A 25878-nucleotide genomic window follows, 5' to 3' on the forward strand; every position below is an offset into this window, starting at 1 on the left:
GCTATTCTGCAGTAAGTATGGCAAATTCCAGTTGAAGCGGATCTAGTCTTTTAAAGAGCATAGGCAGTAATGCCTCCCCGTATTCGAGATATAATTCCGAAAAATTAAGGTTTCGTTCTTGTAATGATCGTCCTGGGAAGAGTTCATCCTGTATTTGGGTCATTCGCCCCACATGATCCTTTAATTTTCTTTTTTGGGCTTTCAGCAATCGTTTTTCCAAGTGGTCCAATCCTTTCAATTGCTTTACTTCCTGGGCTTTTACCGCCCCTAAAAAAGAAGCGTCGGTTTTTGAGGCAATGTCGTACATGGATTTGAAGTGCTCTTGCAAAAAACGCCTCTGGGGAGAAAAATCTATCTCTATATTCGAGATTTCCCTTATTTTCTTATTGATGAAACTGTTTCGTTTTAAAAACAGATCAGCTATGGACACCTTCATTTTGTCCAATTTCAATTGCTGTTTTTCCGATAGGACCAAGGCCGAATTCCGTGGTAAGAGTATGGGGAAAGTAACTTCCATAGCCTCGAAAGAAGCCTTCAGTTCCAACCAATACGCAAGTTCCCCTCCACCTCCGATATAACAGAGATTGGGAAGAATGATTTCTTGATAAAGGGGTCTGGCAATTACATTGGGTGAAAACCGTTCGGGGTGGTTTTCCAATTCATTCAGAATTTCGTCCTTTGTAAAAACCATTTCGGTATCATGTACATGAAACTTACCGTTCCTGTGTACAATACGTTCCCGAAGTCCATCCTTTAAATAAAAATAGTTTATTTCCCTAGGATTGACTTGAATTTTGTACGTATCGGAAACCTCTCGCAATTGGGAAATAGACTCGGTAACCTTGTTGAACGAAACCCTATCGATGATATCCTTTTTGATATAGGGGACCAACAACTTTTTCAAACTTTCATCATCCCCATCGACAATTACGAGTCCGTATGGCCCAAACAGTTCATTGGCAAGATAGCGGGTGGCGCCTGCCAAGGTATCATGTTCCAGATACGCCTTTCTGAAAAGGGTCTTTAAGGTCTCCGCATTCGCCCCTCCTCCCAGTTCGTGGGCAAAGGTTTCATATATATCTTCCAGACCCTTGGTATGCAACCTACCTACGGCCCCGGAGGCATCCTTATTCCATTGGATTTTTTTGCTCTTAAAATTAAAGTAATTGATTTCCTCGAAATCATGGTCTTCGGTAGCCATCCAATAAATGGGCACAAAATTGAATCTTGGGTATTGTTTTTTTAAGGCAATGGTGAGGTTTATGGTCGAGATGATCTTGTATAAAAAATAGAGCGGTCCTGTAAATAAATTGAGTTGATGCCCTGTAACTATCGTAAATGTAATGGGTTCCTTAAGCTGTATCAGGTGCTCCCCCGTACTTTCGGAAACCGGGACACCTTGGTATTGTCGCTGAAGGGCCTCATATAGGATCGATCGATGCTTCTCAGGATAATTGCTCGATTTTTCCTCCAGTTGCCCCTTAAAGTTTACGATTTTCGGATATCGATTATAAAACGGCCCTAAACCTTCCTTTCCACCAATATAATCACAAATCAAATCGGAAAAATATCCCGTATCCTTAAAGGGTAAACAATCAATATCCATATAGCTATAAAAAATAGAGGTAAAGATAAAACTCTTCGATTTTCTTGTTCCTAAAAATACGTTAATTACTTCAGCCCTTGATCCCAAAAATGGACCGGTCGAAAAAAGTTAGGCCGATCTATCGTTTTTATCATTAAATTGGCTCCTGCCAAACCAAAATAAGACCATGAAGCATTTTTTTTACCTTTTCATTACGATTTTCACCTATAGTTTAACGGCCCAAGATTTAAAATCCCCGTCCGAATTTCTAGGATACGAACTTGGCACACAATTCACAAGACACCACGAGGTTGTGGATTATTACGAATATCTGGCGAATAGTGCCCCAGACCGTGTTTTGCTTCAAGAATACGGGAAGACGAACGAGCGAAGACCCCTACTTTTGGCCATCGTGTCAACTGCCGCGAATATCGGCAATCTCGAAAAAATACGGACCGAACACCTAAAAAGCACCACGGGTGAAGGTAATCCTACAAAAGCCATCGTTTGGCTGAGCTATAATGTACACGGCAATGAGAGTGTAAGTACCGAAGCTTCCATGCAAACCATTTATGAACTACTTACACAAAAAAGCGACTATCTCGAGGACACCATCGTTCTTTTGGATCCCTGTATCAATCCCGATGGCCGGGACCGATATGTAAACTGGTACAACCAATACAAGAACACTCCGAACAACATCGACCCCAATAGCAAGGAACACCATGAAGGTTGGTGGAACGGAAGAAGCAATCACTATATGTTCGACCTTAACAGGGATTGGGCATGGCTCACCCAAGTCGAAAGTCAGAATAGATTGAAGGTCTACAACAAATGGCTCCCCCACATACATGTCGATTTTCACGAGCAAAATGTTGATAGCCCTTATTATTTTGCCCCTGCGGCAGAACCCTATCATGAGGTCATTACTCCTTTCCAAAGAGAGTTTCAATCGACCATAGGTAAGAACCACGCCAAATACTTCGATGCCAATGGCTGGTTTTATTTTACCAAGGAGGTCTTTGACCTATTGTATCCAAGTTATGGGGACACCTATCCCATTTACAATGGAGGTATCGGCATGACCTACGAACAAGGAGGAAGTGGAAGGGCCGGTTTGGGCATTGAGACCCAAATTGGAGACACACTAACCCTAAAGGACAGGATCGACCACCATAGGACCACTGGCCTATCGACGGTGGAAGTCGCTTCCCAAAACATCCAAAAATTGAATGAAGAGTTCAAGAAGTTCTATACGAATAAAAATTACGTCTATAATAGCTATGTCTTGAACGGCGATCCCGACCGCATCAATGCATTGACGCAATTATTGGACAAACATGAAATCGAATATGGAAAAGTAAAACCAACTACCCTAAAAGGTTTTAAATACGGTACCAGTAAAACCGGTAACATGAATATTTCCGAAAATAATTTGGTAATCAACATGGACCAACCAAAAAGCACTTTGGTGAAGGTGTTGTTCGAACCTAGGACAAAATTAAGTGATTCGGTCACCTATGATATTACCGCCTGGTCATTGCCTTACGCCTATGGCCTGGATGCGTTGGCCACAGAGCGTATGGTCGCCAAAGTCCCTTTTGACAAGCAAAAAGACATCCAAGAACCTTTGAATCCCAATTCCTATGCCTATGTCACGGAATGGAACAGTTTTAAGGATGCAAAGTTCTTAGCCGAATTATTGGAAAACAGGATAAAGGTCCGTTATACATACAAGCCTTTTTCACTGGAAGGAAAATCCTATGACAGGGGTAGTTTGATCATAACCAATGGAGATAACAGGAACAATTCAACTTTCTTGAAGACCTTAAATAAAATAGCCTCCGATCATGGGATAAAACTGACCTCCACAACTACCGGTTTTGTGGATTCGGGAAAAGATTTTGGTTCCGATTACGTAAAAATGATCAAGGCCCCTAAGGTCGCCATACTTTCGGGAAAACCAACATCCACTTTGAAGTTCGGCGAAATCTGGCATTATTTTGAACAACAGCTCCACTATCCGATTACCGTGATCGACACGGATTATATGGGCCGTGTGGACCTTTCTTCCTATGACATCCTTATCCTGCCCGATGGTCGGGGGTACCGCTCATTCCTTGATGGGGATAAAAAGGAAGACTTGAAAAATTGGGTATCACATGGTGGTAAATTGATTGCCATGGGTGGCGCGATCGATGGCCTTACCGGAGAAAACGGTTTCAAGATCAAATCCAAGGAAGCCCCTAAAGACTCAACAATGAATCTTCAGGTATTCGATGAAACCGAAAGGGAATCGATCAAAAAGAACATCACCGGGGCCATCTTCAAAGCGAAGGTAGACAACACCCACCCTTTGGCCTATGGATACAAGAACACGTATTTCACGTTAAAAAACGGATCGGCCGCTTATGACTATCTAAAAAATGGTTCCGTTGTTTATCTAGAAGAAAACCAAAACGTTCCCATCGCCGGGTTTGCGGGCAGTGAAGCGCAAAAGAAAATAGCGAACACCTTGGTTTTCGGGGTAGAATACTTTGGCAGGGGCCAAGTAGTTTATATGGTCGACGACCCTTTGTTCAGGGGCTTTTGGGAAAATGGAAAACTATTGTTCTCCAATGCGCTCTTTATGGTGGATTGATTCAATCCACCATAAAAATGCTGAAGCCATAAATGACCATAAAGGCCGAGACCCCAAGAATCAATGTTCCCAAGGTCAAGGTTTTATTCCCTTGTTTTACATCCATACCGGTCAATTGGGTAAACACCCAAAAGAAACTATCATTGGCATGGGACACGACTAAGGAACCCGCACCAATGGCCAAAACGGTCATGGTAGCCATCGTGCTTCCGTCTAAACCCAAAGCGGGCATTATGGGAGCAATAATTGAAGCTGTCGTAATCAACGCCACGGTCGAAGAGCCTTGTGTCGTTTTCAAACAAGCTGCCAGTAAGAAAGGCAATAAGAGGCCGACGCCCATATCCGGAAAATTATCGGTAATGAGATCTGCAATACCCGAACCCTGTAACATCTTCCCAAAAATACCCCCAGCACCCGTAATCAACAGTATCGGTGCAGCAGATTTTACGGCATCCCCAAACCAACCTGTGGCCGAGTATACCTTTTCATCCAGCTTCCTTGGCAACATCAGGGAAAGGGCCACCCCTATCAACAAAGCAATTACCGGAGTGCCCAAAAAAGAAATCACGGGATAAAGGGCATTCGTTGTCAATGCGGCATCGGGATACTCAAAAACCGATTTAAGGACAATCAGGACTATAGGCACAAGAATGGATAATAACGACACCCATAGTTTGGGCCTATATTCCTTTTCTTTTACCACTTCCAATAGAATGGGTATTTTCGTTTTAGAGGCGATTTGGGTTGCAAAAAAATAACTGGGGACCAATGCGATCGAACTTACTATGACTCCCCATAAAATGACATCCCCTAAATCTGCCTTCAAAATTCCGGCAGCTGCAATAGGCCCGGGTGTTGGGGGAACCATAACATGGGTCGCGAACAGTCCCAATCCCAGGGCAACCGATGTACCTGCAAATGATTTCCCTGCCTGATCGGACAAAGCTTTGTTCAACGAATTCAACATGATAAATGCACTATCCGCAAATACCGGAATGGAAACCAGATACCCTGTAAGCAACATGGCCAAATGGATCGATTTCTCCCCGATAATCTTGATCATACGTACCGAGATTACCATGGCTCCCCCGGATTTTTCCAAAACCGTACCTATGACCACCCCAAAAAATATGATCAGGCCTATTTTGCCCATCAAGCCACCAAAACCGTCATTGATAGCACTTAAGATATCCGAAATGTCCATCCCTTTTATAAATCCGTAGGCGATGGCCGCAATAAGCAATACAAAAAACGGATGTATTTTCCATTTCACGATTCCCAATACAATAAAGGCCAAGGAAAGTACTAAAGCGAAGATATACAACATGGTAAGTGGTCGGGATTAGATAATACCTAATCCTAAAAATAGGGATTATTTTTGTTCCCGCCCTATATGATCTTCCATTTGGATTGGGTCCAACCCAAAATCGCCATGGGATATTTACTTATGAAACAGGCACACCGTATAGATCGAAATCAGCAGCTTCCACGATTTTGATCATCGCAAATTCGCCCTGTTTCAAATAAAATTGAGTAGCATCTATCAATACCTCGTTATCCACATCCGGCGAATCGAATTCGGTCCTACCCACAAAATAGTTGCCTTCTTTACGATCGATGATACATCGGAACGTTTTCCCTATTTTTTCTTGGTTCAGCTCCCATGAAATCTGTGATTGTATCTCCATGATCTCATTGGCACGTTCTTGCTTTACTTCCTCAGGAACATTATCCTCTAGATTATAGGCATGGGTATTTTCCTCATGACTGTAGGTAAAACAACCCAAGCGCTCAAAACGCATGGCTTGCACCCAATCTTTCAAGGTTTGGAAATCTTCCTCGGTTTCTCCGGGATACCCAACGATCAAGGTGGTCCTGATCGCCATATTGGGGACATACTCCCTAAAATCGGAAATAAGTTTGGTGGTTTTCTGCTGGGTAGTCCCACGACGCATACTCTTTAGAATGCTGTCCGAGATATGTTGTAATGGTATATCGAGGTAATTACAGACCTTGGGTTCTTTGTTCATAACGTCAAGAACATCCATGGGGAATCCGGTAGGAAATGCATAATGCAAACGGATCCACTCAATTCCCTCAACCTTCACCAACGCTTGGAGCAATTCGGCCAAATTCCGCTTTTTATAAATATCCAAACCGTAGTAGGTAAGGTCTTGGGCAATCAAAATCAACTCCTTGACCCCCTTTACAGCCAACTTTTCGGCTTCAATGACCAAGTCCTCAATAGGTTTGCTTTTATGCTTGCCTCGCATTAGGGGGATAGCACAAAAAGAACAAGGCCTATCACACCCCTCAGCTATTTTTAGGTAGGCATAATTTTTCGGGGTCGTCGTCAAACGTTCCCCAATCAACTCATGCTTATAATCAGCCCCTAAGGCTTTTAACAAATTGGGCAATTCACTGGTTCCGAAATAAGCATCTACATTGGGGATTTCCTTTTGAAGATCGGGCTTATACCGTTCACTTAAACACCCGGTCACAAAAACCTTGTCCACTATACCGCTCTCTTTCTTTTCGACATATTCCAATATGGTATTCACACTTTCCTCTTTGGCATTATCAATAAAGCCACAGGTATTGATGACGACCACATTGCCCTCCTCCTCATGTACAACCTCCTTCTCATTGGCCTTTAACTGCCCCATGAGCACTTCGGAATCGTACACATTTTTGGAGCAGCCCAAGGTTACTACATTGATTTTGTTCTTCTTAAGTGATTTTGTTCGCATAGCTTTTTTAATGGGATGCAAAAATACAACTTGACACAGGAACAATCGGAATTAAAGACGATTTCTTGACTTTTTTCGTTACAACATTAACTGATCTTAGCAATAAACCTTAAATCATTGGCAGAATGAGACCAATACCACTGACTTTTATTTCCTTTTTTCTTACCCTGATTATTGGGTGCAACGGCGATTCGGACGAAATTGACATTGAGAATGAAGAACCCATTCCGTTGAACATGTACTTTCCGCCATTGGAAGGCACTACCTGGGAAACGGTAACCGCGTCCCAATTACAGTGGAATACCGAAAATGAAACCGCTTTGAACGATTACCTTGAAGAAACCAACTCCAAAGGTTTCATTGTCTTAAAGAATGGGAGGATCGTCTTCGAAAAATACTTTAACGGCCATGATATCAATGCGGAATGGACCTGGTACTCCGCCGCTAAAAGTTTGACTGCGACATTCGTGGGCATCGCCCAAGATGAAGGCATCTTGGACATCAACAATAAAACTTCGGATTATTTAGGCGATGATTGGAGCCAATTGACCCCTGAAAAGCAGGATTTGATTACCGTAAGACATCATTTGACCATGACCACCGGACTTACCCCCCATTTGGGCGATTATATCCCTTGGATATGCACTTTACCGGCATGTCTTGATTATACGGCCGATGCAGGTACGAGTTGGGCCTATCATCAAGGAGCCTATATGCTGCTCCAAAATATGATAACACAAAGCTCGGGAATCTCATTTCAGGACTATTGCAAAACCAAAGTCTCCGACAAAATAGGAATGCAAGGCAATTGGACCAGCACCTTAGGACTTAATGTATACAACAGCAACACACGAAGTATGGCCCGTTTTGGCCTCTTAATATTGAATGAAGGAAAATGGGACGGTACGACAATAGTGGGTAAATCCTATTTTGATGAGATGACCAACACTTCACAGGAGATTAATGAATCCTATGGGTATTTATGGTGGTTGAACGGAAAAGAGACGGTTGTAGGTACATCCTCAACAGAAATTCTTTCTGGCCCATTGGTACCGAATGCCCCGGAAGATATGATTGCCGCCCTTGGGGCCAACGACCAAAAAATCTATGTTGTCCCCAGTCAAGAACTGGTTGTGGTACGCTGCGGTGAAAGTGCCGGGGAAATGCAATTGGGGCCTTCGAGCTTTGACAATGAATTATGGGCCAAGATCAACGCTGTTATCGACCAATAACAGCACATGGATCAAACCCGGGATTTAAGACAAGAAAAGATAAAGTGCAAATAATAGTACCGGAAGCACTACCAGCAAAGAAAGAACAATGACATTGGTCTTGAATTTCTTAAGCGTAACGGCATCAAAACCCTTCAAATCAATTGGATTGGGGTATTTGTCCATATAGTGCTTTTTCAGATACCTTATAATCCCAAAAACCAAAACCAAAAACCCAATGATAATATACCATCGGTACGGTCCAAGACTGAATTTCATTTTGATACCGGACACCGTATTGAGGACGACCAAGACAATATTCATCAGATAGAAAAACAGTACGACCATACAAGACACCAATTTATAAATAGCCGTGCCCACATGCTTTTTATGGACGATGCCTTTCTTTTGCAACCCTTCGATTACATAAAAACTTAAAAATAGTTTATCCATGGGTTTCATTTTTATTCTTCAATTTTAACGGGCGGAATTGCCTTCCAAAGCCTTATGTTTTTTTCATTCATTCGAACAAACTCGTCTTTACCTTCCTGCCTTGCGAGTTTCAATGATTTTTGGGCCGAGATGACAGCTGCCCCATAATCGCCCAAGGCCGCCTCTACCATTGATTTGACCCTATGGAAATAATACGTGTCCCCTCCAATTTCAATGGCTTTATCCAAATAAGACAAAGCCGTCTTCAATTTCACCCCTTCTTCCTGATAATACCTTGCAGCTTCATAATAGGTCTGTGCCGACGGATTTTCCTTTAATTGCCTGCCGATTTCCTCTTCCATGATACCCTGTGTATCAACTTGTATGGGGACACGGACCTGGGTATGTGCCCAATGCCAAACCATCTGCGCCGAATTATGGCCTATGCTATCGAAACCGATAAAAAAGTTCTCTTGGAAATCCGCTGATGTCACCGGTGCCACCTGCACACGTAAGGCATCTTCGGCAGGATTATAATCTTTTCGCCCATCACCCCAATGGGCAGTGTTTTTATGAAAGACCACTTCCCAACTATCGGCTTCGGGAAAAGCATAAAGGGCATAGGTCCCTTTTTGCAGGGTACTGCCATTGATGATGACATCGTTACTGAAAGTAATCTTGGTTGATTCATTGGCCCCTACACGCCAAATACGGCCATAAGGAACCAAATCGCCGAATATTTTTCTACCACGGACCGCCGGTCTGGAATATGCAACCTTGATATTGGCCAACCCCACATCCTGACTAAGGGTCGTAAACGGACTAGCTTTAGGATGTTTTATTTGTGCAGATGGGATCAGCACCGTAAATAAGCAAACAACAAAGAGGATGCCTTTAACCATTACATAGTGAAAAAGGAATCTACGAACTCGTATTTATTGAAGATTTGAAGATCTTCGATACCTTCCCCAACACCAATATATTTAACAGGAATCTGAAACTGATCCGATATTCCGATCACCACACCGCCTTTTGCGGTACCGTCCAATTTGGTTACTGCCAAGGAAGTGACCTCCGTGGCCTTGGTGAATTGTTTTGCCTGCTCAAAGGCATTTTGACCGGTTGAACCATCCAATACCAATAAAACGTCGTGCGGGGTATCGGCGACCACTTTTTGCATTACCCGTTTTACCTTGGTCAATTCATTCATTAAATTGACTTTATTATGTAACCGACCGGCGGTATCTATGATTACGACGTCTGCATCTTGGGTTACCGCCGAACTTAAGGTATCGAAGGCAACGGAAGCGGGATCGCTGCCCATTTTTTGTTTTATGATGGGGACATCCACACGATCGGCCCAAACCTGTAATTGATCGATCGCTGCCGCCCTAAACGTATCGGCCGCACCAAGGACCACTTTGAGTCCTTGTTTCTTGAATTGATAGGCCAACTTACCTATAGTAGTGGTTTTACCCACCCCATTAACACCAACGACCATGATCACATAGGGTTTTTTATCTTTTGGGATACTAAATTCGGTATCCTCCCCAACATTGGTTTCCGAAAGGAGCCCGGCGATTTCTTCCCTTAAGATCTTATTCAGCTCCTCAGTACCCATATATTTATCCTTGGCAACACGCGCTTCAATCCGATCAATGATCTTTAAGGTGGTATCAACACCCACATCCGAAGTAACCAGTACCTCCTCCAGATTATCGAGCACCTCATCATCTACCTTGGACTTGCCGGCAACGGCCTTGCTTAACTTTGAGAAAAAAGTGGTTTTGGTCTTTTCCAACCCTTTATCCAAGGATTCTTTTTTCTGAGAGGAAAATATATTTTTGAATAAACTCATAATTTCTTGACAATTTTAACCAAAGATATAAAATAAAAAAGCTCCTTTCTTTCAAAAGGAGCTTTGACGAATTGATTATCTCAATCCATTATTTTTTCGCAAGCCATTCATTGACAACTTCAGGAGCCATAACGGACTCTTGGAAAATGTATGCCCCACTCTTTGGAGACTTAACCATTTTAATTGCCTTGGTTAATCTTTTTGAACTTGTTTGTAAACTTGCTACCGTCTTCTTTGCCATGACCTTATACGTTATTTGACATTTTCACAGATTGCGAATGCCTTAATTACTTAATTTCTTTATGAACAGTCATTCTCTTAAGGATAGGATTGAATTTCTTGATTTCCATCCTTTCCGGAGTGTTCTTTTTGTTTTTCGTGGTAATATACCTAGAAGTCCCTGGTTGTCCAGATGCTTTGTGCTCTGTACACTCCAATATAACTTGAACTCTATTTCCTTTTTTTGCCATTGTAATCTATCTTTTTAGGATTATTTTACCAACCCTTGTGCTTTAGCCTCTTTTAAAACAGCAGAAATGCCTTTCTTATTTATGCTTTTCAACGCCTTGGCAGATACCTTTAGCGTAATCCAGCGGTCTTCCTCTGGAATATAAAAGCGCTTTTTAGAAAGATTCACATTAAATCTTCTCCTGGTTTTATTGATGGAAAACGATACGTTGTTTCCAAACATCGCTCTCTTTCCCGTAATTTCACAAACTTTTGACATCGCGCCTAATTTTTCATTTTAAACAGGCTGCAAATTTATATCTTTTTTATGTGATGGACAAAATTCTACTTCAGATTTTTGAAATTTCTTTTAGAATCAATTCAAACGCCTTATTTACAGCCTTTTGTACAATCCTAAAACGCTGTTTCCCAAAGACGAACTTCTCCACGATCACTTCTTTGGGGGTTGCAATGGCAATATATACCGTTCCTACCTCTGCATCCGAATCCCCTTTTGTGGGTCCGGCATTCCCTGTCGTGGCGACCGCAAAATCCGCATTCATCATCGTCTTCACATTCAAGGCCATGGCCTTTGCCACCTCGGCACTGACTACGGAATGTTTGTCGATCAGTGTTTTTGGCACATTCAGTACATTGATTTTAGTTTCGGTGGCATAACTCACGACAGTACCCTTATAATAGGCGGAAGCCCCGGGCAGGGCCGTAATTTGTTCCGCGATCTTTCCTCCCGTACAGCTTTCCGCGGTGGCCAAGGTCATTCTTTTGGCCGTAAATGATTTCGCGACCTGCTCTTCGACGGTTTCTTCATCCTCGGTACCATATAATATATCACCGATCAATAGTTGCAATTTTGCGATTTGCGCTTCCATGGCATCGACCAACATTTGCCGATCCTCCCCTTTTGCGCTTAAACGCAACCTGACTTTCCCTAAATTGGGCAAATAGGCCAATTTTATGAATGAAGGCAGATTATCTTCCCAATCCTCGATTTTTTCAGCCAAAGCACTTTCCCCCATCCCATACGTTACCAAGGTTTTGTGAATGATGTACGGCCTTTTGAATTCCTTGACGATCTTTGGTATCACCTGACCTACGATCAAGGCTTTCATTTCAAAGGGTACTCCCGGTAGGGAAACGAAAGCCACACCATCCGATTGCATCCACATTCCCGGTGCGGTGCCATTGGCATTATGCAAAACCGTCGCCTTTGCCGGCACCATGGCCTGTTGCCTATTGATCTCGGAAATAGGCGCTGCGATGACACCTTCGAAATAATGCTCTATATGCTGAAGTACCGACTTGTCCCGAACCAACTTATCTTCAAAAAATTCACAAAAAACCTCTTTTGTTATATCGTCTTTGGTGGGTCCCAACCCTCCTGTGACAATAACGATTTGAGCTCTGGACTTGGCTTCCGATAGTGCATTGAGAATATGTTGCCTATCGTCCTGTACCGAAGTAATCTGATAAACCAATACACCTATCTTATTCAGCTCTTTGGCGATAAAAGCCGAATTGGTATCAATAACCTGACCGATGAGGATCTCATCGCCAATGGTGATTATCTCTGCGAACATTACAGATTGAAATCATTTTTCAGTTCTGCAACCACTTGGTGGATATCTTTTTTCAATAAGGGAAATACAGTTCGGATCTCACTCATATTGGCAGAATTTTTACCCAAAGTTTCAATTTGAAGCGCTACCGCCCTGGTCTGTTCCATTCCCAACAAATCCACATTGGGTTTTATTTTATGGGCGAGCTGGTACACCTGTTGATGATCTTGTTCTTCCAAGGCCTTTTCAAGCCCTTCAAGATCCTGGGGGACTTCGTCAAGGAACACGGATATCACAGAATTGATGAAATCCTCATCACCCTCTGCCATTTCATTTATTTTATCAAGATTGTATATCATTATTTTATTTTTAAAGAAAAAATTTCCTGTCCCTCCAACTTACCCGAAAGATAATCATTTGCCACAATCTGACCAACCCCCGCCGGTGTTCCCGTAAACAAAACATCTCCCTTTTTCAAGGTAAAATAGGTAGAGACATAGGCAATGAGTTCATCTATCTTCCAAAGCATCAAATTCGTATTGCCCCGCTGCACGGTCTTACCGTTTTGCTCAAGGGTAAAATTCAAATTTTGAAGATCCTTAAAATCGGATTTCGGCAGCCATTTACCTATAACCGCAGAGCCATCGAAACCCTTGGCTTTTTCCCAGGGCAATCCTTTCGCTTTCAATTGCGATTGGATGTCCCGAGCCGTAAAATCGATTCCCAATCCTATTTCGTTATAATATTTATGCGCAAAGTCTACCCCGATGTGCTTACCTACCTTACATATCTTAACCAAGACCTCGACCTCATAATGTACATTTTGGGTAAAATCGGGAATGTAAAAGTCCTGTTCTTTGGATAATACCGCAGAGTCCGGTTTTATGAACACCACGGGATCTTTGGGTCGTTCATTCTCCAATTCCGCTATATGCGCCGCATAATTCCTCCCTATACAAACAATCTTCATATCGCGGTCAATCCAATTTATTGTTCAATCTGCTCAGCTTTATCTGGGTCAGGACCTTTTTAGTATAAAGGGGAAAATCGGCATTCAATATCCAACCAAAATAACCGGGTTCTTTGTCCAAAACCTCCAATACTTTTTTCCCTTTATGCTTTCCAAAAGCAAAAACCTCCTCTTCTTCTTCATCCAAGGCAATGAAACCGGCAAAATCGACCATTTTCCTGTGGGTTGAAAACTCCGCCAACTTTTTAACGTTGTTCTCCAATTCGGGGTAACGCTCCAATTGGGACAAAAGTACCTCATAAGTCGCCATAGTATCCGCCTCAGCACTATGTGCATCGGTCAGATCTTTATCGCAATAGAACTTATAGGCCGCCTCCAAGGTTCTTTTTTCCATTTTATGAAAGATGGTCTGTACATCTATCGAGACCATATTCTTCATATCAAAATCAACATCGGCACGTAACATTTCCTCCGCCAACAAAGGAATGTCAAAGCGATCGGAATTGAAGCCTCCCAGATCACTATCCTTGATCATTGCATAAATTTCCTTTGACAACTCCTTGAAAGTGGGCTCATTAGCCACTTTTTCATTGGAAATACCATGGATTTTCACGACCTCATCAGGGATCGGGACCCCAGGATTCACCAACCAGGTCTTACTTTCCTTATTGCCATTCGGATACACTTTTAAAATAGATATCTCTACGATCCTATCCTGAGCGACATTGGTTCCTGTCGTCTCCAAATCAAAAAAGCAAATCGGTCTTGTCAGTTTTAATTCCATTCCTTCTATAAATTTGAACAAAGATAAGTTTTAGGGGTCTCCAACCGAACGAATACACCCAATAATTGTCCATGGTTTTTTTTTTGATACTATTTTTAAGGTAGCCCAATCGTTGTACAGTGACCCGACAATCCTCGGTTTTAAAGTCAATAACTTCCGATGCCGTAAAAATCACCATTCCCAAATACCCTCCACGTATAGGAACCGGTCATTTTACACCTCGCGACTTACATCCCAAGCTTCTAAATAATCGGCCACGGCCTTTACGAACATACTGCCTAAAGCCCCATTCACAACCCTATGGTCATAACTATGGGAAAGATACATCTTACTTCGGACACCTATAAAATCACCTTCAGGGGTTTCTATTACCGAAGGCACTTTCCTAATAGCCCCCAAGGCCAAGATACCCACTTGGGGCTGATTGATTATGGGCGTACCGAATACACTTCCGAAAGTACCGACATTGGTAACCGTATATGTGCCATCTTGCACTTCATCGGGCTTCAATTGGTTGTTTCGTGAGCGTTCCGCAAGATCGTTGACAACCTTGGTCATCCCCACTAGGTTCAATTGATCGGCATTTTTAATGACAGGAACGATCAAATTACCATCGGGAAGGGCCGCGGCCATCCCGATATTGATATTTTTTTTCTTCAATATCGTATCGCCCTCGACCGATATATTCATCAGCGGATATTTCTTCAAAGCCTTGGCTACCGCCTCCATAAAAATTGGGGTATAGGTCAATTTCTCCCCTTCAGCGGCATAAAATACATCCTTGACCTTGTTCCTCCACTTGACGATATTGGTTACATCAACCTCAATAAAACTCTGGACATGGGCCGAAGTTGAAACACTTTCGCTCATATGTTTGGCAATGAGTTTCCCCATTCGCGACATTTCAACCACTTCAACACCATCGACCGATTCCCTCGGCATGGGCTTTGGTTTTTCAATTACAGGTGGCAAGGTATTTTCGACTACTGCGGGTTCCTTTTTTTGTACCCTAGGCTGTGCATCGGGCATACCTGAGGATTTTCTTGAGGCAACGAATTTCAAGATATCATCTTTTGTCACCCTTCCTTCCAGCCCGGTACCAAGTATGCTATCCAATTCAGACATGGAAATTCCTTCCTGTTTGGCAATATTTTTTACCAAAGGGGAATAAAACCGATCTGAGGAGCCTTGGATCTGTTTCGCACTACCCGCGGTTTCCTTGGCCAAAACTACGGTTTCCGAAATTTCTTCAACCACTTGGACCGGCACCTCGGGCACTTCTTCTTCAACAGCCCCTTCTTCAGGAGCAGCATCCATTTCCCCTTCTACTTCGATGATCGCCACCGTATCACCGACTTTGACCACATCATCAACATTGAATAATTTTTCGACCAATACACCATCCACTTCGCTAGGTACTTCAGAATCTACCTTGTCCGTAGCTATTTCAAAAACAGCTTCATCCATTTCGATGGCATCACCTACTTCTTTCAACCACGAGGTCAATGTTGCTTCGGCAACACTCTCTCCCATTCGCGGTAATTTCAATTCAAATTTTGACATATTGTTAATTTGTATACTATATTCGGTAGATTATTTGCAAAATAAATAAAAAATAAAGCAAATCAATCCATTAGTTGCAACCTTAATTTGTTTTTAATGATTTTTCAAACGGAATTCGATTCAGGATACTACGCCCCAAGGTCACCTCATCTGCATATTCCAATTCATCCCCAATGGCAATGCCACGGGCAATGGTCGATGTCGCAATTTCCAGACCTTCAAGCTGTTTGTAGATATAGAAATTGGTGGTATCCCCTTCCATCGTCGAACTTAAGGCAAAAATCAACTCTTTGATCTCTCCTTCTTTGGCCTTGTTCACCAAGGATGAAATGGTCAGCTCTTGTGGGCCGACACCCTCCATTGGTGAAATCTTTCCACCCAAAACATGATAAAGTCCATTGAACTGACCTGTATTCTCTATGGCCATTACATCGCGAATATCCTCCACCACACAAACCACGGTTTCATCACGATTGGGATTCGTGCATATTTCACAGACCTCAACGTCTGAAATATTATGGCATCGGTTACAAAATTTCACCGAGTTCCGAAGGTCTTCCAACGCAGATGCCAACCGCATGGTTTGACTATTGGGTTGTTTTAATAAATGAAGTACCAACCGCAAAGCAGTCCGTTTTCCTATACCGGGCAACTGCGACATTTCATGAACGGCGTTCTCCAAAAGTTTTGACGAAAAATCCATAACAACAAAATTACACACTATTTTTGCTTTATGTACTTTGCATTTGAATAAAATTTATATGACAGCAACCCACATTCTGCTTCTTATCGGGGCCTATTTCATTGTACTTTTATTAATATCCCATTTTACCGGCAAAAACGATTCCAATGTCGATTTCTTCAAAGCAGGCAAACAATCACCTTGGTATTTGGTCGCCTTTGGTATGATCGGGGCTTCCCTTTCAGGGGTAACTTTCATTTCCGTTCCAGGTTGGGTAGAAGCTTCCGAATTCAGTTATATGCAAGTGGTTTTCGGTTATTCCCTGGGGTATATAGTGGTTGCTTATGTACTTCTCCCCATATACTATAAGCAGAATGTTACATCGATTTATGAATACCTCGATGAACGATTTGGATTTGTCAGTTATAAAGTAGGTGCGATTTCATTTTTTGTTTCCCGTGTGTTGGGGGCTGCGTTTCGGCTTTTCTTGGTAGCCATAGTCTTGCAGCAATTCGTGTTCGACACATGGAATGTTCCTTTTGAACTTACCGTTACCCTGTCTATTTTACTTATTTGGATCTACACCTTTAAAGGAGGTATAAAAACCATTGTTTGGACAGATACCCTACAGACGTTGTTCATGTTGGTATCCGTTGGACTTTCCATCTTTTTTATCCTTAAGCAACTGGATTGGAGTTTTATGGATTTTTTATCTTCCTCCGAACTGAAACAATACAACAAAACTTGGTTCTTGGATGATTTTTCAGCAAAGAACCATTTGATAAAATCCTTTTTGGGCGGCATGTTCATTACCATTTGTATGACAGGTTTGGATCAGGACATGATGCAAAAAAACCTGACCTGCAAAACCTTGAAAGACGCACAAAAGAACATGATAAGTTTCAGCATTGTCTTGGTTGCCGTCACCTTCATTTTCATGCTACTGGGGGCTTTACTGTTTATTTTTGCCGAAAAATCGCAAATCCAAGTCCCTTTAATGGACGGCAAACCAAAACCCGACCTTCTTTTTCCAGAGATCGCCCTAAACAGCGGATTGGGTATGACCGTCGCCACAACCTTCATCCTAGGCCTTATCGCGGCGGCATATAGTAGTGCCGACAGTGCATTGACCTCATTGACCACCTCTTTTTGTGTGGACTTTTTGGGCATAGGCCACAAACCGGAAAACAAAAGAAAGAAAATACGAAAGATCACCCACATTGGCATGAGCCTTTTATTGATCCTTGTCGTTATCGCCTTTAAACATATCTTGGACACCAATGTGATCGACGGACTTTTACAAGTAGCCTCTTATACCTATGGCCCTTTACTGGGCCTATTCGCCTTTGGTATCTTTACCAAGTACCAAATCAAGGATAAATATGTGTGGATCGTCGCCTTGGTATCCGTCGCCATTTGTTATATCTTAGGAAAACTGCCACCCGAAAATCTAGGCGGATATGTCTTTGGTTATGAACTGCTCCCTTTGAACGGCCTTATTACCTTTATAGGCTTGCTGTTGCTAAGAAGGAAATGAACCTTAATACTTATCAATTGCCAAAAGCACCAAAGTACAGGCGACGGTGACCTCAATTCCGTTTTTTTCCAATAATCCATAAAATTCAGGATTTTCCGTCCCTGGATTAAAAATCACCCGCTTTGGCCGTAAGTTGATGATGTCATTGTAATATTCTTTTTGTCTTTTTGCATTTAAATACAAAGTAATCGTATGTATATTTTGGAAATCATTCAAATTGGTCTTAATTTGTACACCGTGAATTACTCCTACTTGTATTCCGTATGCTTGAGTCGCAATTTTTTTGCCAACCAGTCTTTCAATGGCTAAATTGCTGTAACGGTCAGGTTTCAATGAAGCCCCAAAAACGAGTGTGTCTTTCATATGTTAATACAGTTGACTATTTGTAAATTTTGCAATGATAATACGTCTAATATATAACATAAAGAGTATTGCAATATAATATTAGGTCGTTGATGAAGCTATATGTTTATAGTTAATGGTTAGTGTTTAGTATAGCATATCAGCGAAAAGGGCCCTGATGGAAACATCAGGGCCTATTTTTTCCCCCAACCTTTTATTCCCTAAAGATCCCCTTTTATTATCCAATAGTACCCAAAAATTGGAATAAGGATGGATCGTACTGTTTTTTTTGCGGTTTTAAGAATCTTCGAATTCTTTGTTTGTTCATGGAAACCAAAGAAGGACACTGTTTTTAAGCGCTATAGTTTAACGGTGCAAGGGAACGACCCATTTCCAGTTTCAATGTAAATCAAGTAGCTTCCACCTTGGACATCGATAGTCCTCCCTTACAATAAGTAAACGCCCATAGGACATTCCATCCGAGATAAAACATTGCCGAATGGCTTCGATGCCCTTCATCATACATATTGGTCAACTGGACAGGGCTACGGCCGGCTACGCTTAACCAAGGTGCGGCACTTGGTATTCGGCCTTGGCCATTATAAAGCTATGTAAATATGAACGGAACAAACTCCGGGATGGTTTATACTTACTTTTTTCAATTCACACAAGGTTCGGGGTTGCCCCTCACAAAGCCTTTAGTCAATTCCTTTTTAAAGCTGAAAAATAGATTCAACCCTAAACTGAAAAAAAATCACCCAAAAACGAAAAAATCCTGTTCTGGAGCATTGGTTCCAAAGTTAAAATAGTGCCTAAGTCCACTAAATTATCCTGATTGTACTCAATATTACCCCTTAATATTAAGTTAACCTACCGAAGTGATAATATACCATATAAATTAGAGAATCGTGATGTAGTAGCCGCTGTTTTGTCGCCGTATGTTTGCCCTGTAATTAGTTATTGAAAAAAAAGCGAAAAAGAAAATTAAAAATTGATTAACCCTCTAAATCTAAAAGTTATGAAAAGAATCATGAAAATCACCCTTAGCATCGCCTTCCTATTCATCAGTGCATTAGGTATGGCCAACGAAATGGATTTAAGAATCATTTCAAAAAATGAAAGCAAGACCTTATTGTTCAACTATGACAACTCCGCTACCGATGCGCAACTAAGATTCGTGGATGTTGAAGGTAACGTCATTTTTACCGAAAGCCTTGAGGACAATTCGGAATACTCCAAAAAATTCAATTTGAGTAGCCTTGAGTCCGGTATCTACTTTTTAGAAGTGGAAGATGCGGTAAAACAAACTGCCTTTACCATTAATGTAGAAGACACCAATGTGGAGATTAAAAGCAAGTCTGAAAAGACCAAGCCTTTTTTCAGAAAAAAAGATGGAATGGTTTATCTTAACCTATTGAACTTGGACAAGGAAGAAGTTACGATTTCCGTTTTTGATGGACATGAAAGAATTGTCACAAGTGAACTATTGGAAAACAAAGAAATCGTGGAAAAAGCGTTCAACTTCAAGAATGCCCACGAAGGACTTTATATCATTAAGGTAAAGAAAGGTTTCGAAACCTATTACGAAAACATTCAAATCGATTAATTCGTTTTAATTCTATTCTAGGAGAAAAGAGAGCTTTACGGCTCTCTTTTTTTTTGCCTTTCATTTGGGCTTACAAATAAGAATACGCCCAATAGATGAGTGCGAATTGAAGCGGTATCCTTAAAATCAAAATCCATCGAGGTATACCCGCTCCGGCTTTTTTACTGCTGAGCATATAAAAATGGACCAGGAAAAAAATGGTGAGCATGGCAATGATCAAGTATATGGCATATACCTTGGTAAACGAAAAACAAAGACCTACTCCCAAAAGAATCTCCGCCACACCACTTATGCCTACCAATAGTTTGGGCCAAGGTAGATATGCAGGCATAATTCGAAGATACATTTTTGGTCGGACGAAGTGCATGATACCGGCAATGACGTACATCGCAGCCATGATCAAAAGATGCCAAGGAGCTTTCATATTTTCGGATTTATTACCCTTTGATTAAAGGTACTTTCTAAACCTTTCACGTTTGTATTCGGGAAGCGCTTTGTTTTCCACAGCCAATTTAACAAGGGTAAGGTCTTTTTGTTTTGCGTATAAAAGGTTGAAAAACTGTTGTACCGTAAGTTGGTTTTCAGATTTTTCAACTAAGATCAATGGCGTATTTTCGGTTATTTCCCCCGATTCAAGTACCCGCACATAGGTGCCGGGACGACCATGGTCTATGAACTGCTTCAATATTTCTTGGGAACCAAAACGAATACCCAGCTTGTAGCAAGGCTCCCTAGGTTGCGACACCTGAACCAATGCTGAGCCAATACGGTAGATATCCCCAATGCATATTTTGGTCTCATCCAGTCCTTCAACAGTTAGGTTTTCACCGAACATACCCCAATCCCATTCTAAATTAGGGTATTTGGCCTTCCAATACGGATATTGATCCGCAGAAAACAAATAACAGGCCTTATTCGCACCTCCGTGATGCTTTCTGTCTATTACCGCATCGTTATAAACATCGGTATCCCCTAAAACAATGGCATCTTGGGTGGGATATTTATAAATCCCGGTCAGTTCTTCCCTTCCATTCCATAAAATGGTGGTGGGTTTTCCGATATTGGTTGCGATTACCTTCATACCTTAAAAATATAAAACCACTGTGGATCCACAGTGGTTTTATAAAATTATTTCCTGCCTTTGTTTAGGCTTTGTATTCAATTTGACATAAAACAGAATACCTGAAACCCCTTATTCCGTCCTTACAGATAGAACAGATTGATTTTTATGGTTTTATCTTGGGACAAGCTAATAATTGATTTTTTAAAACTGGGTATCCCTTTATGGTTGTTTGAATTGCCTACACCTTCCTTAGGCATTCCAAACCAATTGGTTTTCAGTTTATTGTCATCATCCTCATCATGAAATACCATTACGGCATAGTCCCCATTGGGGAGGTCCAAATCAATATCGGCTTCACCATTTTTAATAGGGGCCAATCCTTTTTCGATGGCTTTATCCACATCACTGGGGAAACCCGATTTATCGGAAAATATGGTATATAGTATTTTACCTTTTTCGGACTGTATGCCTTCTATCTTAATATTGAGATGTGCCTCTTGGGCAAATGAGAAGCACCCCAAAAGGAGTGCTGTCCCTAATATTACATTCTTCATCCTTCGACGTTGGTTTGACCAAATTTAACCAAACTATTTGACCATTTCGTAACTCCTCTTAATAAATTTGGTCAATTCCTCTCCTTTCAGAAGTCCTTTTGACAATCTGGCTAAATCCAACGATTGGTTGATCAACCGTTCCCGTTTTTTAGCCGTTTTGGTATTTAGGATTTCCCCGACCAACTCATGGTTGGTATTAACGATAAGATTGTACATTTCCGGCATATTGCCCATACCGAACATTCCTCCACCCCCGGTTTGTTGCATTTCTTTCATTCTACGCATGAACTCCGGTTCGGTAATGATGAATGGCGATGCATCGCTGTCCATCGCTTCCATCTGAATGGTATAACCCTTACCGGTAATGACCTCTTCCAAATTGGTTTTGAGCTTTTCCTTTTCTTCGTCTGAAAGTTTTGAAATCTGAGTATCTTCTTTTTTGATCAAGTTGTCCAAATGATCGGCATCGACCCTTGCAAATGATAGGTTTTCCTTAGAAGTTTCCAATTTTTGCATTAAGTGGGCAATGATGGGGGAGTCCATCAACAACACTTCATATCCTTTCGCTTTGGCAGCTTCAATATAGCTGTGTTGCGCTTCTTTGTCGGAAGCATAAAGTACCACCAGTTTATCGTCTTTATCGGTCTGGTTTTCCTTTAAGGCCTCTTTCAATTCATCAAAAGTGTAGTATTTACCATCAATCGTAGGGTAAAGGGCAAATTTGTCAGCTTTCTCGAAGAATTTCTCTTCGGAAAGCATACCGTATTCAATGACGATCTTAATGTCATTCCATTTCGCCTCGAATTCTTCACGATTGTTCTTGAACAGGGAATTCAATTTGTCAGCAACCTTTCTGGTAATATAGGACGATATTTTCTTAACCGCGCCATCGGCCTGTAAATAGGAACGGGAAACGTTCAATGGAATATCAGGGGAATCAATGACCCCTCTTAGCATGGTCAAGAATTCAGGAACGATACCTTCAACATTGTCAGTTACGTAAACTTGGTTTTGATACAATTGGATCCTGTCTTTCTGTATACTAAGGTCATTGGTCAATTTAGGGAAATACAGAATTCCCGTTAGATTGAAGGGATAATCAACATTCAAGTGAATGTGGAATAATGGTTCCTCAAATTGCATTGGGTACAATTCCCTGTAAAAGTTTTTGTAATCCTCATCCTTTAAATCGGCCGGTTGTTTGGTCCAAGCCGGGTTTGGATTATTAATGATATTATCCACCTCTTTCGTTGGGGCCGGATCTTCTTCTTTGGCGCCTTCCGGTTTGGGCAAGGTTTCGGTCTTTGTTCCGAATTTAATCGGAATAGGCATGAATTTATTGTACTTTTTCAACAATTCGGAAATTCTGCCTTCTTCTAAAAATTCCGTGGAATCCTCAGAAATATGAAGAATGATTTCGGTACCCCTTTCTTTTTTATCACTCTCTTGTAGTGAAAATTCGGGGGAACCGTCGCACGACCAGTGGACGGCAGGTTCCTCTTTATAACTCTTGGTAATGATCTCTACCTTATCGGCAACCATAAAAGAGGAATAAAAACCAAGTCCGAAGTGTCCTATGATACCGGCTTCCTTACCTGCATCCTTATATTTGTCCAAAAACTCTTCTGCACCTGAAAAAGCCACTTCATTGATATATTTTTTCACCTCTTCTTCGGTCATTCCAAGGCCCTGATCAATGATATGCAATTTTTTCCCCTCCTTATCAGCCTTGATTTCAATCTTGGGGTCACCGTATTCAACCTTGGCCTCACCAATCGATGTCAGGTGTTTTAATTTAAGGGTTGCATCCGTAGCATTGGAAATAAGCTCTCGTAGAAAGATTTCGTGGTCACTGTATAAAAACTTCTTTATTAAAGGAAAAATATTATCAACTGAAACATTGATTTTGCCTGTTGCCATTTTATATATTTTTTAAAATTAACAGAATATCCCTTTCAAAAAAAATACCATAGTCACAAAGGGTGACAAACTGACACTTACTGGAAATCAAACTTTAACAAAAGTTTTGTTTAATTTTTTACCAAAAACTTTAAACATGATTTATATTTGTGATGATTGGGAATTGATTTTGCTATAAAAAATCATGCATATCCAATTACTGCCAGATTCTAGTGGTTAGGTTGTTTGAAAACGTGTTTTCCCAGGAAGGCACGTTTTTTAAACATTCGCCATAACATAGGTTTGGACCGTATCAAAAACACAACTACTATGGGAGCAAAAAAAAAGAAACTTACCGAAAATGAGGTGATTACCATGTATATGGATGATGTGCTGGAGAATGGAACCACACCAAGATCCGTCTATAAATTCTGTAAAAGGCATTCGATTACCGAAGCCGATTTCTATGGGATATTTGGTTCCCTGGAAGCGATTCCGAAACGAATCTGGAATTTGTTCTATGAGAACACCGAAGATTTATTACTAAAGAACAAGGAGTTCGAAAGCTTTTCCAACAAAGATAAAATGCTGACTTTTTTCTATTCGTTTTTTGAACTTTTGACCTTAAATCGCAGTTATGTGCTGTTTGCTTTGCATCAAGAGGGAAATCCTTTAAAAAATTTAGAGCAATTGAAAGGATTGAGGAAACGGATCAAAAAATTCGCAACCGACCTAATTGCGGACGGGAATACCGGAAAAACTTTGAAAATTACCAAATTCAATCCCAAGTTGTTCTCCGAGGGCGCATGGTTTCATTTTTTGTTTTTACTCAAATTTTGGAAAGAGGATGAATCCAAAGATTTTGAAAAAACCGATATGGCCATAGAGAAGTCGGTAAATACCATTTTCGATGTTTTTGATACTACCCCTTTGGAAAACATCATTGATTTCGGGAAATTCCTTTACAAGGAAACCTCTATTTAACCCTTTACCTTAATCCGATAGCATATTGAAAACACTTGATAAAATACCCACGGGAAAGATAGAACGAGCAAGTAAGCTGGTACAAACCGGTGTAAAGATAGGGGGCAATTATGCCAAGTATTACGGAAAGAAATTGGTAAACCCCTTACATACCAAAGACGAACTTAATGAGGACAATGCAGGGGATATTTATGACGGACTGAAAAGCCTTAAGGGCAGTGCCTTGAAGGTTGCCCAAATGTTGAGTATGGAGAAAAATCTACTCCCCAGTGCCTATGTCGAAAAATTTTCGCTTTCACAGTTTTCGGTACCCCCCCTTTCGGCGCCTTTGGTACGTAAAACCTTTAAAAAATACCTGGGTAAATATCCTGAAGAACTTTTCGATACGTTCGATCGCGACTCGATTAACGCCGCAAGCATTGGACAGGTACATAAAGCCACAAAGGATGGGAAAGAATTGGCCGTAAAGATCCAGTATCCCGGTGTGGCGGAGAGTATAAGCAGTGATTTGGCCTTGGTAAAGCCCATAGCCATACGCATGTTCAACCTTCAAGGTAAGGATTCCGATAAATATTTTAAAGAGATGGAGTACAAATTGGTTGAGGAAACCGATTATTTACTGGAGTTGGAGCAGAGTATGGAAATTACCGAATCCTGTGCGTGTATCCCCAATATGGAATTTCCCGGATATTATAAAAACCTGTCCAGTGATCGTATCATTACCATGGACTGGATGCACGGTGTTCATTTAAGTGAATTTACAAAGACCGATTTTACCAAGGAACAAGGCGATAAAATCGGGCAGACCTTATGGGATTTCTATATGTTCCAAATCCATGGTTTGCGCAAGGTACATGCAGACCCCCATCCGGGAAATTTTCTGATTGGTGAAGAAAAAACCCTTATCGCTTTGGATTTTGGCTGTATAAAAGTGATTCCCGATGAATTTTACATCCCTTATTTTGAATTATCCGATAAAGAAAACATTTCAAACGATGCCATTTTTACCGAGAAGTTGTATGCGTTGGAAATCTTGACGTCTACCGATACCCAGGAAGAATTTGATTTCTTCAAGGAGTTGTTCAAGGAAATGTTGACCCTGTTCACTTCGCCCTTCAATGAGGAGGTTTTCGATTTCGGGGCAGATGCATTTTGGCAAAAAATAGCCGATTTGGGCCAACGTTATTCCACAGACCCACAAATACGTAAAATGAATGGGAATCGGGGTTCTAAACATTTCCTGTACATGAACCGAACCTTTTTTGGGTTATTCAATCTTTTACATGATTTAAAAGCTACAGTTCGGGTCAATGATTTTAGAAAATATTTGGGGTAGTTTAAAATCAAATACCTCCTTACAACTGTTGATTTAGATTTTGATTTAAAGCGGGGC

General features: G+C 41.3%; 26 protein-coding genes. 6 read left to right on the forward strand and 20 right to left on the reverse strand.

Annotated elements, in window-relative coordinates:
- Position 1: 1 nt before the first annotated feature.
- Positions 2 to 1606: a bacillithiol biosynthesis cysteine-adding enzyme BshC gene (gene bshC / locus PHU20_RS05830; protein ID WP_274824402.1), complete on the reverse strand. Its 1605-nt coding sequence runs from the start codon at positions 1604 to 1606 to the stop codon at positions 2 to 4.
- A 166-nt stretch (positions 1607 to 1772) separates the two neighbouring features.
- Between bshC and PHU20_RS05835 the strand changes: the two genes are divergently transcribed.
- Entirely contained in the window at positions 1773 to 4226 is a 2454-nt protein-coding gene (locus tag PHU20_RS05835) for a M14 metallopeptidase family protein (protein ID WP_274824403.1), read from the forward strand.
- Between the two features lies 1 nt (position 4227).
- On the opposite strand, the gene PHU20_RS05840 is transcribed toward PHU20_RS05835, so the two are convergent.
- Entirely contained in the window at positions 4228 to 5553 is a 1326-nt protein-coding gene (locus tag PHU20_RS05840; protein WP_274824404.1) for a GntP family permease, read from the reverse strand.
- Between the two features lie 118 nt (positions 5554 to 5671).
- On the reverse strand, positions 5672 to 6976 hold the full coding sequence (gene rimO / locus PHU20_RS05845; protein ID WP_274824405.1) for a 30S ribosomal protein S12 methylthiotransferase RimO: 1305 nt from the start codon (positions 6974 to 6976) through the stop codon (positions 5672 to 5674).
- Positions 6977 to 7101: 125 nt separating this feature from the next.
- Between rimO and PHU20_RS05850 the strand changes: the two genes are divergently transcribed.
- A complete protein-coding gene (locus tag PHU20_RS05850) occupies positions 7102 to 8208 on the forward strand; it encodes a serine hydrolase domain-containing protein (RefSeq protein WP_274824406.1) in 1107 nt (368 codons plus the stop codon).
- A 24-nt stretch (positions 8209 to 8232) separates the two neighbouring features.
- Here the strand turns inward: PHU20_RS05850 and PHU20_RS05855 are convergent, their stop codons facing one another.
- From PHU20_RS05855 to recR, 12 genes are all read right to left on the reverse strand, one after another.
- Complete coding sequence (locus tag PHU20_RS05855; RefSeq protein WP_274824407.1) at positions 8233 to 8640, reverse strand: hypothetical protein; 408 nt, start codon at positions 8638 to 8640, stop codon at positions 8233 to 8235.
- 11 nt (positions 8641 to 8651) lie between these two features.
- Positions 8652 to 9521 carry a DUF2911 domain-containing protein gene (locus PHU20_RS05860; RefSeq protein WP_274824408.1) on the reverse strand — a complete coding sequence of 290 codons (870 nt, stop codon included), beginning with the start codon at positions 9519 to 9521 and terminating at the stop codon, positions 8652 to 8654.
- On the reverse strand, positions 9521 to 10477 hold the full coding sequence (gene ftsY, locus PHU20_RS05865; RefSeq protein WP_274824409.1) for a signal recognition particle-docking protein FtsY: 957 nt from the start codon (positions 10475 to 10477) through the stop codon (positions 9521 to 9523). The genes PHU20_RS05860 and ftsY overlap by 1 nt, the downstream gene beginning before the upstream one ends.
- An 88-nt stretch (positions 10478 to 10565) precedes the next feature.
- Entirely contained in the window at positions 10566 to 10718 is a 153-nt protein-coding gene (locus tag PHU20_RS05870) for a DUF4295 domain-containing protein (protein WP_274824410.1), read from the reverse strand.
- A 46-nt stretch (positions 10719 to 10764) separates the two neighbouring features.
- Entirely contained in the window at positions 10765 to 10947 is a 183-nt protein-coding gene (rpmG, locus tag PHU20_RS05875) for a 50S ribosomal protein L33 (RefSeq protein WP_274824411.1), read from the reverse strand.
- A gap of 20 nt (positions 10948 to 10967) precedes the next feature.
- Entirely contained in the window at positions 10968 to 11204 is a 237-nt protein-coding gene (gene rpmB, locus PHU20_RS05880) for a 50S ribosomal protein L28 (protein WP_274824412.1), read from the reverse strand.
- Positions 11205 to 11274: 70 nt separating this feature from the next.
- Positions 11275 to 12522 (reverse strand): competence/damage-inducible protein A, encoded by a 1248-nt coding sequence (locus PHU20_RS05885; protein WP_274824413.1) that lies wholly within the window; start codon positions 12520 to 12522, stop codon positions 11275 to 11277.
- Positions 12522 to 12860, reverse strand: a complete 339-nt coding sequence (locus PHU20_RS05890; RefSeq protein WP_274824414.1) for an Hpt domain-containing protein — start codon at positions 12858 to 12860, stop codon at positions 12522 to 12524. Before PHU20_RS05890 ends, PHU20_RS05885 begins: the two co-directional genes overlap by 1 nt.
- On the reverse strand, positions 12860 to 13471 hold the full coding sequence (locus PHU20_RS05895) for a fumarylacetoacetate hydrolase family protein (RefSeq protein ID WP_274824415.1): 612 nt from the start codon (positions 13469 to 13471) through the stop codon (positions 12860 to 12862). The genes PHU20_RS05890 and PHU20_RS05895 overlap by 1 nt, the downstream gene beginning before the upstream one ends.
- Positions 13472 to 13478: 7 nt before the next feature.
- The gene (locus PHU20_RS05900; RefSeq protein WP_274824416.1) at positions 13479 to 14255 is read right to left on the reverse strand and encodes a 3'-5' exonuclease; all 777 of its coding nucleotides are present in this window, start codon (positions 14253 to 14255) and stop codon (positions 13479 to 13481) included.
- 213 nt (positions 14256 to 14468) lie between these two features.
- On the reverse strand, positions 14469 to 15818 hold the full coding sequence (locus PHU20_RS05905; protein WP_274824417.1) for a dihydrolipoamide acetyltransferase family protein: 1350 nt from the start codon (positions 15816 to 15818) through the stop codon (positions 14469 to 14471).
- Positions 15819 to 15900: 82 nt separating this feature from the next.
- Positions 15901 to 16521 carry a recombination mediator RecR gene (gene recR / locus PHU20_RS05910; protein ID WP_274824418.1) on the reverse strand — a complete coding sequence of 207 codons (621 nt, stop codon included), beginning with the start codon at positions 16519 to 16521 and terminating at the stop codon, positions 15901 to 15903.
- 58 nt (positions 16522 to 16579) lie between these two features.
- Between recR and PHU20_RS05915 the strand changes: the two genes are divergently transcribed.
- Positions 16580 to 18037, forward strand: coding sequence for a sodium:solute symporter (locus tag PHU20_RS05915; RefSeq protein ID WP_274824419.1), 1458 nt, complete (start codon positions 16580 to 16582; stop codon positions 18035 to 18037).
- Positions 18038 to 18040: 3 nt separating this feature from the next.
- On the opposite strand, the gene PHU20_RS05920 is transcribed toward PHU20_RS05915, so the two are convergent.
- Entirely contained in the window at positions 18041 to 18400 is a 360-nt protein-coding gene (locus tag PHU20_RS05920) for a CoA-binding protein (protein WP_274824420.1), read from the reverse strand.
- A 997-nt stretch (positions 18401 to 19397) separates the two neighbouring features.
- On the opposite strand from PHU20_RS05920, the gene PHU20_RS05925 reads away from it, so the two are divergent.
- On the forward strand, positions 19398 to 19985 hold the full coding sequence (locus tag PHU20_RS05925; protein ID WP_274824421.1) for a T9SS type A sorting domain-containing protein: 588 nt from the start codon (positions 19398 to 19400) through the stop codon (positions 19983 to 19985).
- 70 nt (positions 19986 to 20055) lie between these two features.
- Here the strand turns inward: PHU20_RS05925 and PHU20_RS05930 are convergent, their stop codons facing one another.
- The 4 genes from PHU20_RS05930 to htpG form a co-directional block, all read right to left on the reverse strand.
- Entirely contained in the window at positions 20056 to 20409 is a 354-nt protein-coding gene (locus PHU20_RS05930) for a DoxX family protein (RefSeq protein ID WP_274824422.1), read from the reverse strand.
- 24 nt (positions 20410 to 20433) lie between these two features.
- The gene (locus PHU20_RS05935) at positions 20434 to 21066 is read right to left on the reverse strand and encodes an MOSC domain-containing protein (protein WP_274824423.1); all 633 of its coding nucleotides are present in this window, start codon (positions 21064 to 21066) and stop codon (positions 20434 to 20436) included.
- Positions 21067 to 21188: 122 nt separating this feature from the next.
- The gene (locus PHU20_RS05940; protein ID WP_274824424.1) at positions 21189 to 21602 is read right to left on the reverse strand and encodes a DUF2141 domain-containing protein; all 414 of its coding nucleotides are present in this window, start codon (positions 21600 to 21602) and stop codon (positions 21189 to 21191) included.
- A 33-nt stretch (positions 21603 to 21635) separates the two neighbouring features.
- Positions 21636 to 23522, reverse strand: coding sequence for a molecular chaperone HtpG (gene htpG, locus PHU20_RS05945; protein WP_274824425.1), 1887 nt, complete (start codon positions 23520 to 23522; stop codon positions 21636 to 21638).
- Positions 23523 to 23831: 309 nt separating this feature from the next.
- Here htpG and PHU20_RS05950 point away from each other — a divergent pair, with 309 nt between their 5' ends.
- Positions 23832 to 24485, forward strand: a complete 654-nt coding sequence (locus PHU20_RS05950; protein WP_274824426.1) for a TetR family transcriptional regulator C-terminal domain-containing protein — start codon at positions 23832 to 23834, stop codon at positions 24483 to 24485.
- Positions 24486 to 24510: 25 nt separating this feature from the next.
- Positions 24511 to 25821 carry an ABC1 kinase family protein gene (locus PHU20_RS05955; RefSeq protein WP_274824427.1) on the forward strand — a complete coding sequence of 437 codons (1311 nt, stop codon included), beginning with the start codon at positions 24511 to 24513 and terminating at the stop codon, positions 25819 to 25821.
- Positions 25822 to 25878: the final 57 nt, after the last annotated feature.

The sequence above is a fragment of the Maribacter polysaccharolyticus genome, from assembly GCF_028882255.1.
GTDB classification, from domain to species: domain Bacteria; phylum Bacteroidota; class Bacteroidia; order Flavobacteriales; family Flavobacteriaceae; genus Maribacter_A; species Maribacter_A polysaccharolyticus.

Excerpts from the sequence above, each read along its gene's own strand:
- PHU20_RS05885 (WP_274824413.1), bottom strand. The coding sequence starts at position 12,522 with ATGTTCGCAGAGATAATCACCATTGGCGATGAGATCCTCATCGGTCAG.
- PHU20_RS05935 (WP_274824423.1), bottom strand. The coding sequence starts at position 21,066 with ATGAAGGTAATCGCAACCAATATCGGAAAACCCACCACCATTTTATGG.
- PHU20_RS05940 (WP_274824424.1), bottom strand. The coding sequence starts at position 21,602 with ATGAAGAATGTAATATTAGGGACAGCACTCCTTTTGGGGTGCTTCTCA.
- rimO (WP_274824405.1), bottom strand. The coding sequence starts at position 6,976 with ATGCGAACAAAATCACTTAAGAAGAACAAAATCAATGTAGTAACCTTG.
- rpmB (WP_274824412.1), bottom strand. The coding sequence starts at position 11,204 with ATGTCAAAAGTTTGTGAAATTACGGGAAAGAGAGCGATGTTTGGAAAC.
- PHU20_RS05860 (WP_274824408.1), bottom strand. The coding sequence starts at position 9,521 with ATGGTTAAAGGCATCCTCTTTGTTGTTTGCTTATTTACGGTGCTGATC.
- PHU20_RS05855 (WP_274824407.1), bottom strand. The coding sequence starts at position 8,640 with ATGGATAAACTATTTTTAAGTTTTTATGTAATCGAAGGGTTGCAAAAG.
- recR (WP_274824418.1), bottom strand. The coding sequence starts at position 16,521 with ATGGATTTTTCGTCAAAACTTTTGGAGAACGCCGTTCATGAAATGTCG.
- PHU20_RS05870 (WP_274824410.1), bottom strand. The coding sequence starts at position 10,718 with ATGGCAAAGAAGACGGTAGCAAGTTTACAAACAAGTTCAAAAAGATTA.
- PHU20_RS05900 (WP_274824416.1), bottom strand. The coding sequence starts at position 14,255 with ATGGAATTAAAACTGACAAGACCGATTTGCTTTTTTGATTTGGAGACG.
- PHU20_RS05915 (WP_274824419.1), top strand. The coding sequence starts at position 16,580 with ATGACAGCAACCCACATTCTGCTTCTTATCGGGGCCTATTTCATTGTA.
- rpmG (WP_274824411.1), bottom strand. The coding sequence starts at position 10,947 with ATGGCAAAAAAAGGAAATAGAGTTCAAGTTATATTGGAGTGTACAGAG.
- PHU20_RS05890 (WP_274824414.1), bottom strand. The coding sequence starts at position 12,860 with ATGATATACAATCTTGATAAAATAAATGAAATGGCAGAGGGTGATGAG.
- PHU20_RS05925 (WP_274824421.1), top strand. The coding sequence starts at position 19,398 with ATGAAAAGAATCATGAAAATCACCCTTAGCATCGCCTTCCTATTCATC.
- PHU20_RS05905 (WP_274824417.1), bottom strand. The coding sequence starts at position 15,818 with ATGTCAAAATTTGAATTGAAATTACCGCGAATGGGAGAGAGTGTTGCC.
- PHU20_RS05850 (WP_274824406.1), top strand. The coding sequence starts at position 7,102 with ATGAGACCAATACCACTGACTTTTATTTCCTTTTTTCTTACCCTGATT.
- PHU20_RS05895 (WP_274824415.1), bottom strand. The coding sequence starts at position 13,471 with ATGAAGATTGTTTGTATAGGGAGGAATTATGCGGCGCATATAGCGGAA.
- htpG (WP_274824425.1), bottom strand. The coding sequence starts at position 23,522 with ATGGCAACAGGCAAAATCAATGTTTCAGTTGATAATATTTTTCCTTTA.
- ftsY (WP_274824409.1), bottom strand. The coding sequence starts at position 10,477 with ATGAGTTTATTCAAAAATATATTTTCCTCTCAGAAAAAAGAATCCTTG.
- PHU20_RS05840 (WP_274824404.1), bottom strand. The coding sequence starts at position 5,553 with ATGTTGTATATCTTCGCTTTAGTACTTTCCTTGGCCTTTATTGTATTG.
- PHU20_RS05950 (WP_274824426.1), top strand. The coding sequence starts at position 23,832 with ATGGGAGCAAAAAAAAAGAAACTTACCGAAAATGAGGTGATTACCATG.
- PHU20_RS05930 (WP_274824422.1), bottom strand. The coding sequence starts at position 20,409 with ATGAAAGCTCCTTGGCATCTTTTGATCATGGCTGCGATGTACGTCATT.
- PHU20_RS05835 (WP_274824403.1), top strand. The coding sequence starts at position 1,773 with ATGAAGCATTTTTTTTACCTTTTCATTACGATTTTCACCTATAGTTTA.
- PHU20_RS05920 (WP_274824420.1), bottom strand. The coding sequence starts at position 18,400 with ATGAAAGACACACTCGTTTTTGGGGCTTCATTGAAACCTGACCGTTAC.
- bshC (WP_274824402.1), bottom strand. The coding sequence starts at position 1,606 with ATGGATATTGATTGTTTACCCTTTAAGGATACGGGATATTTTTCCGAT.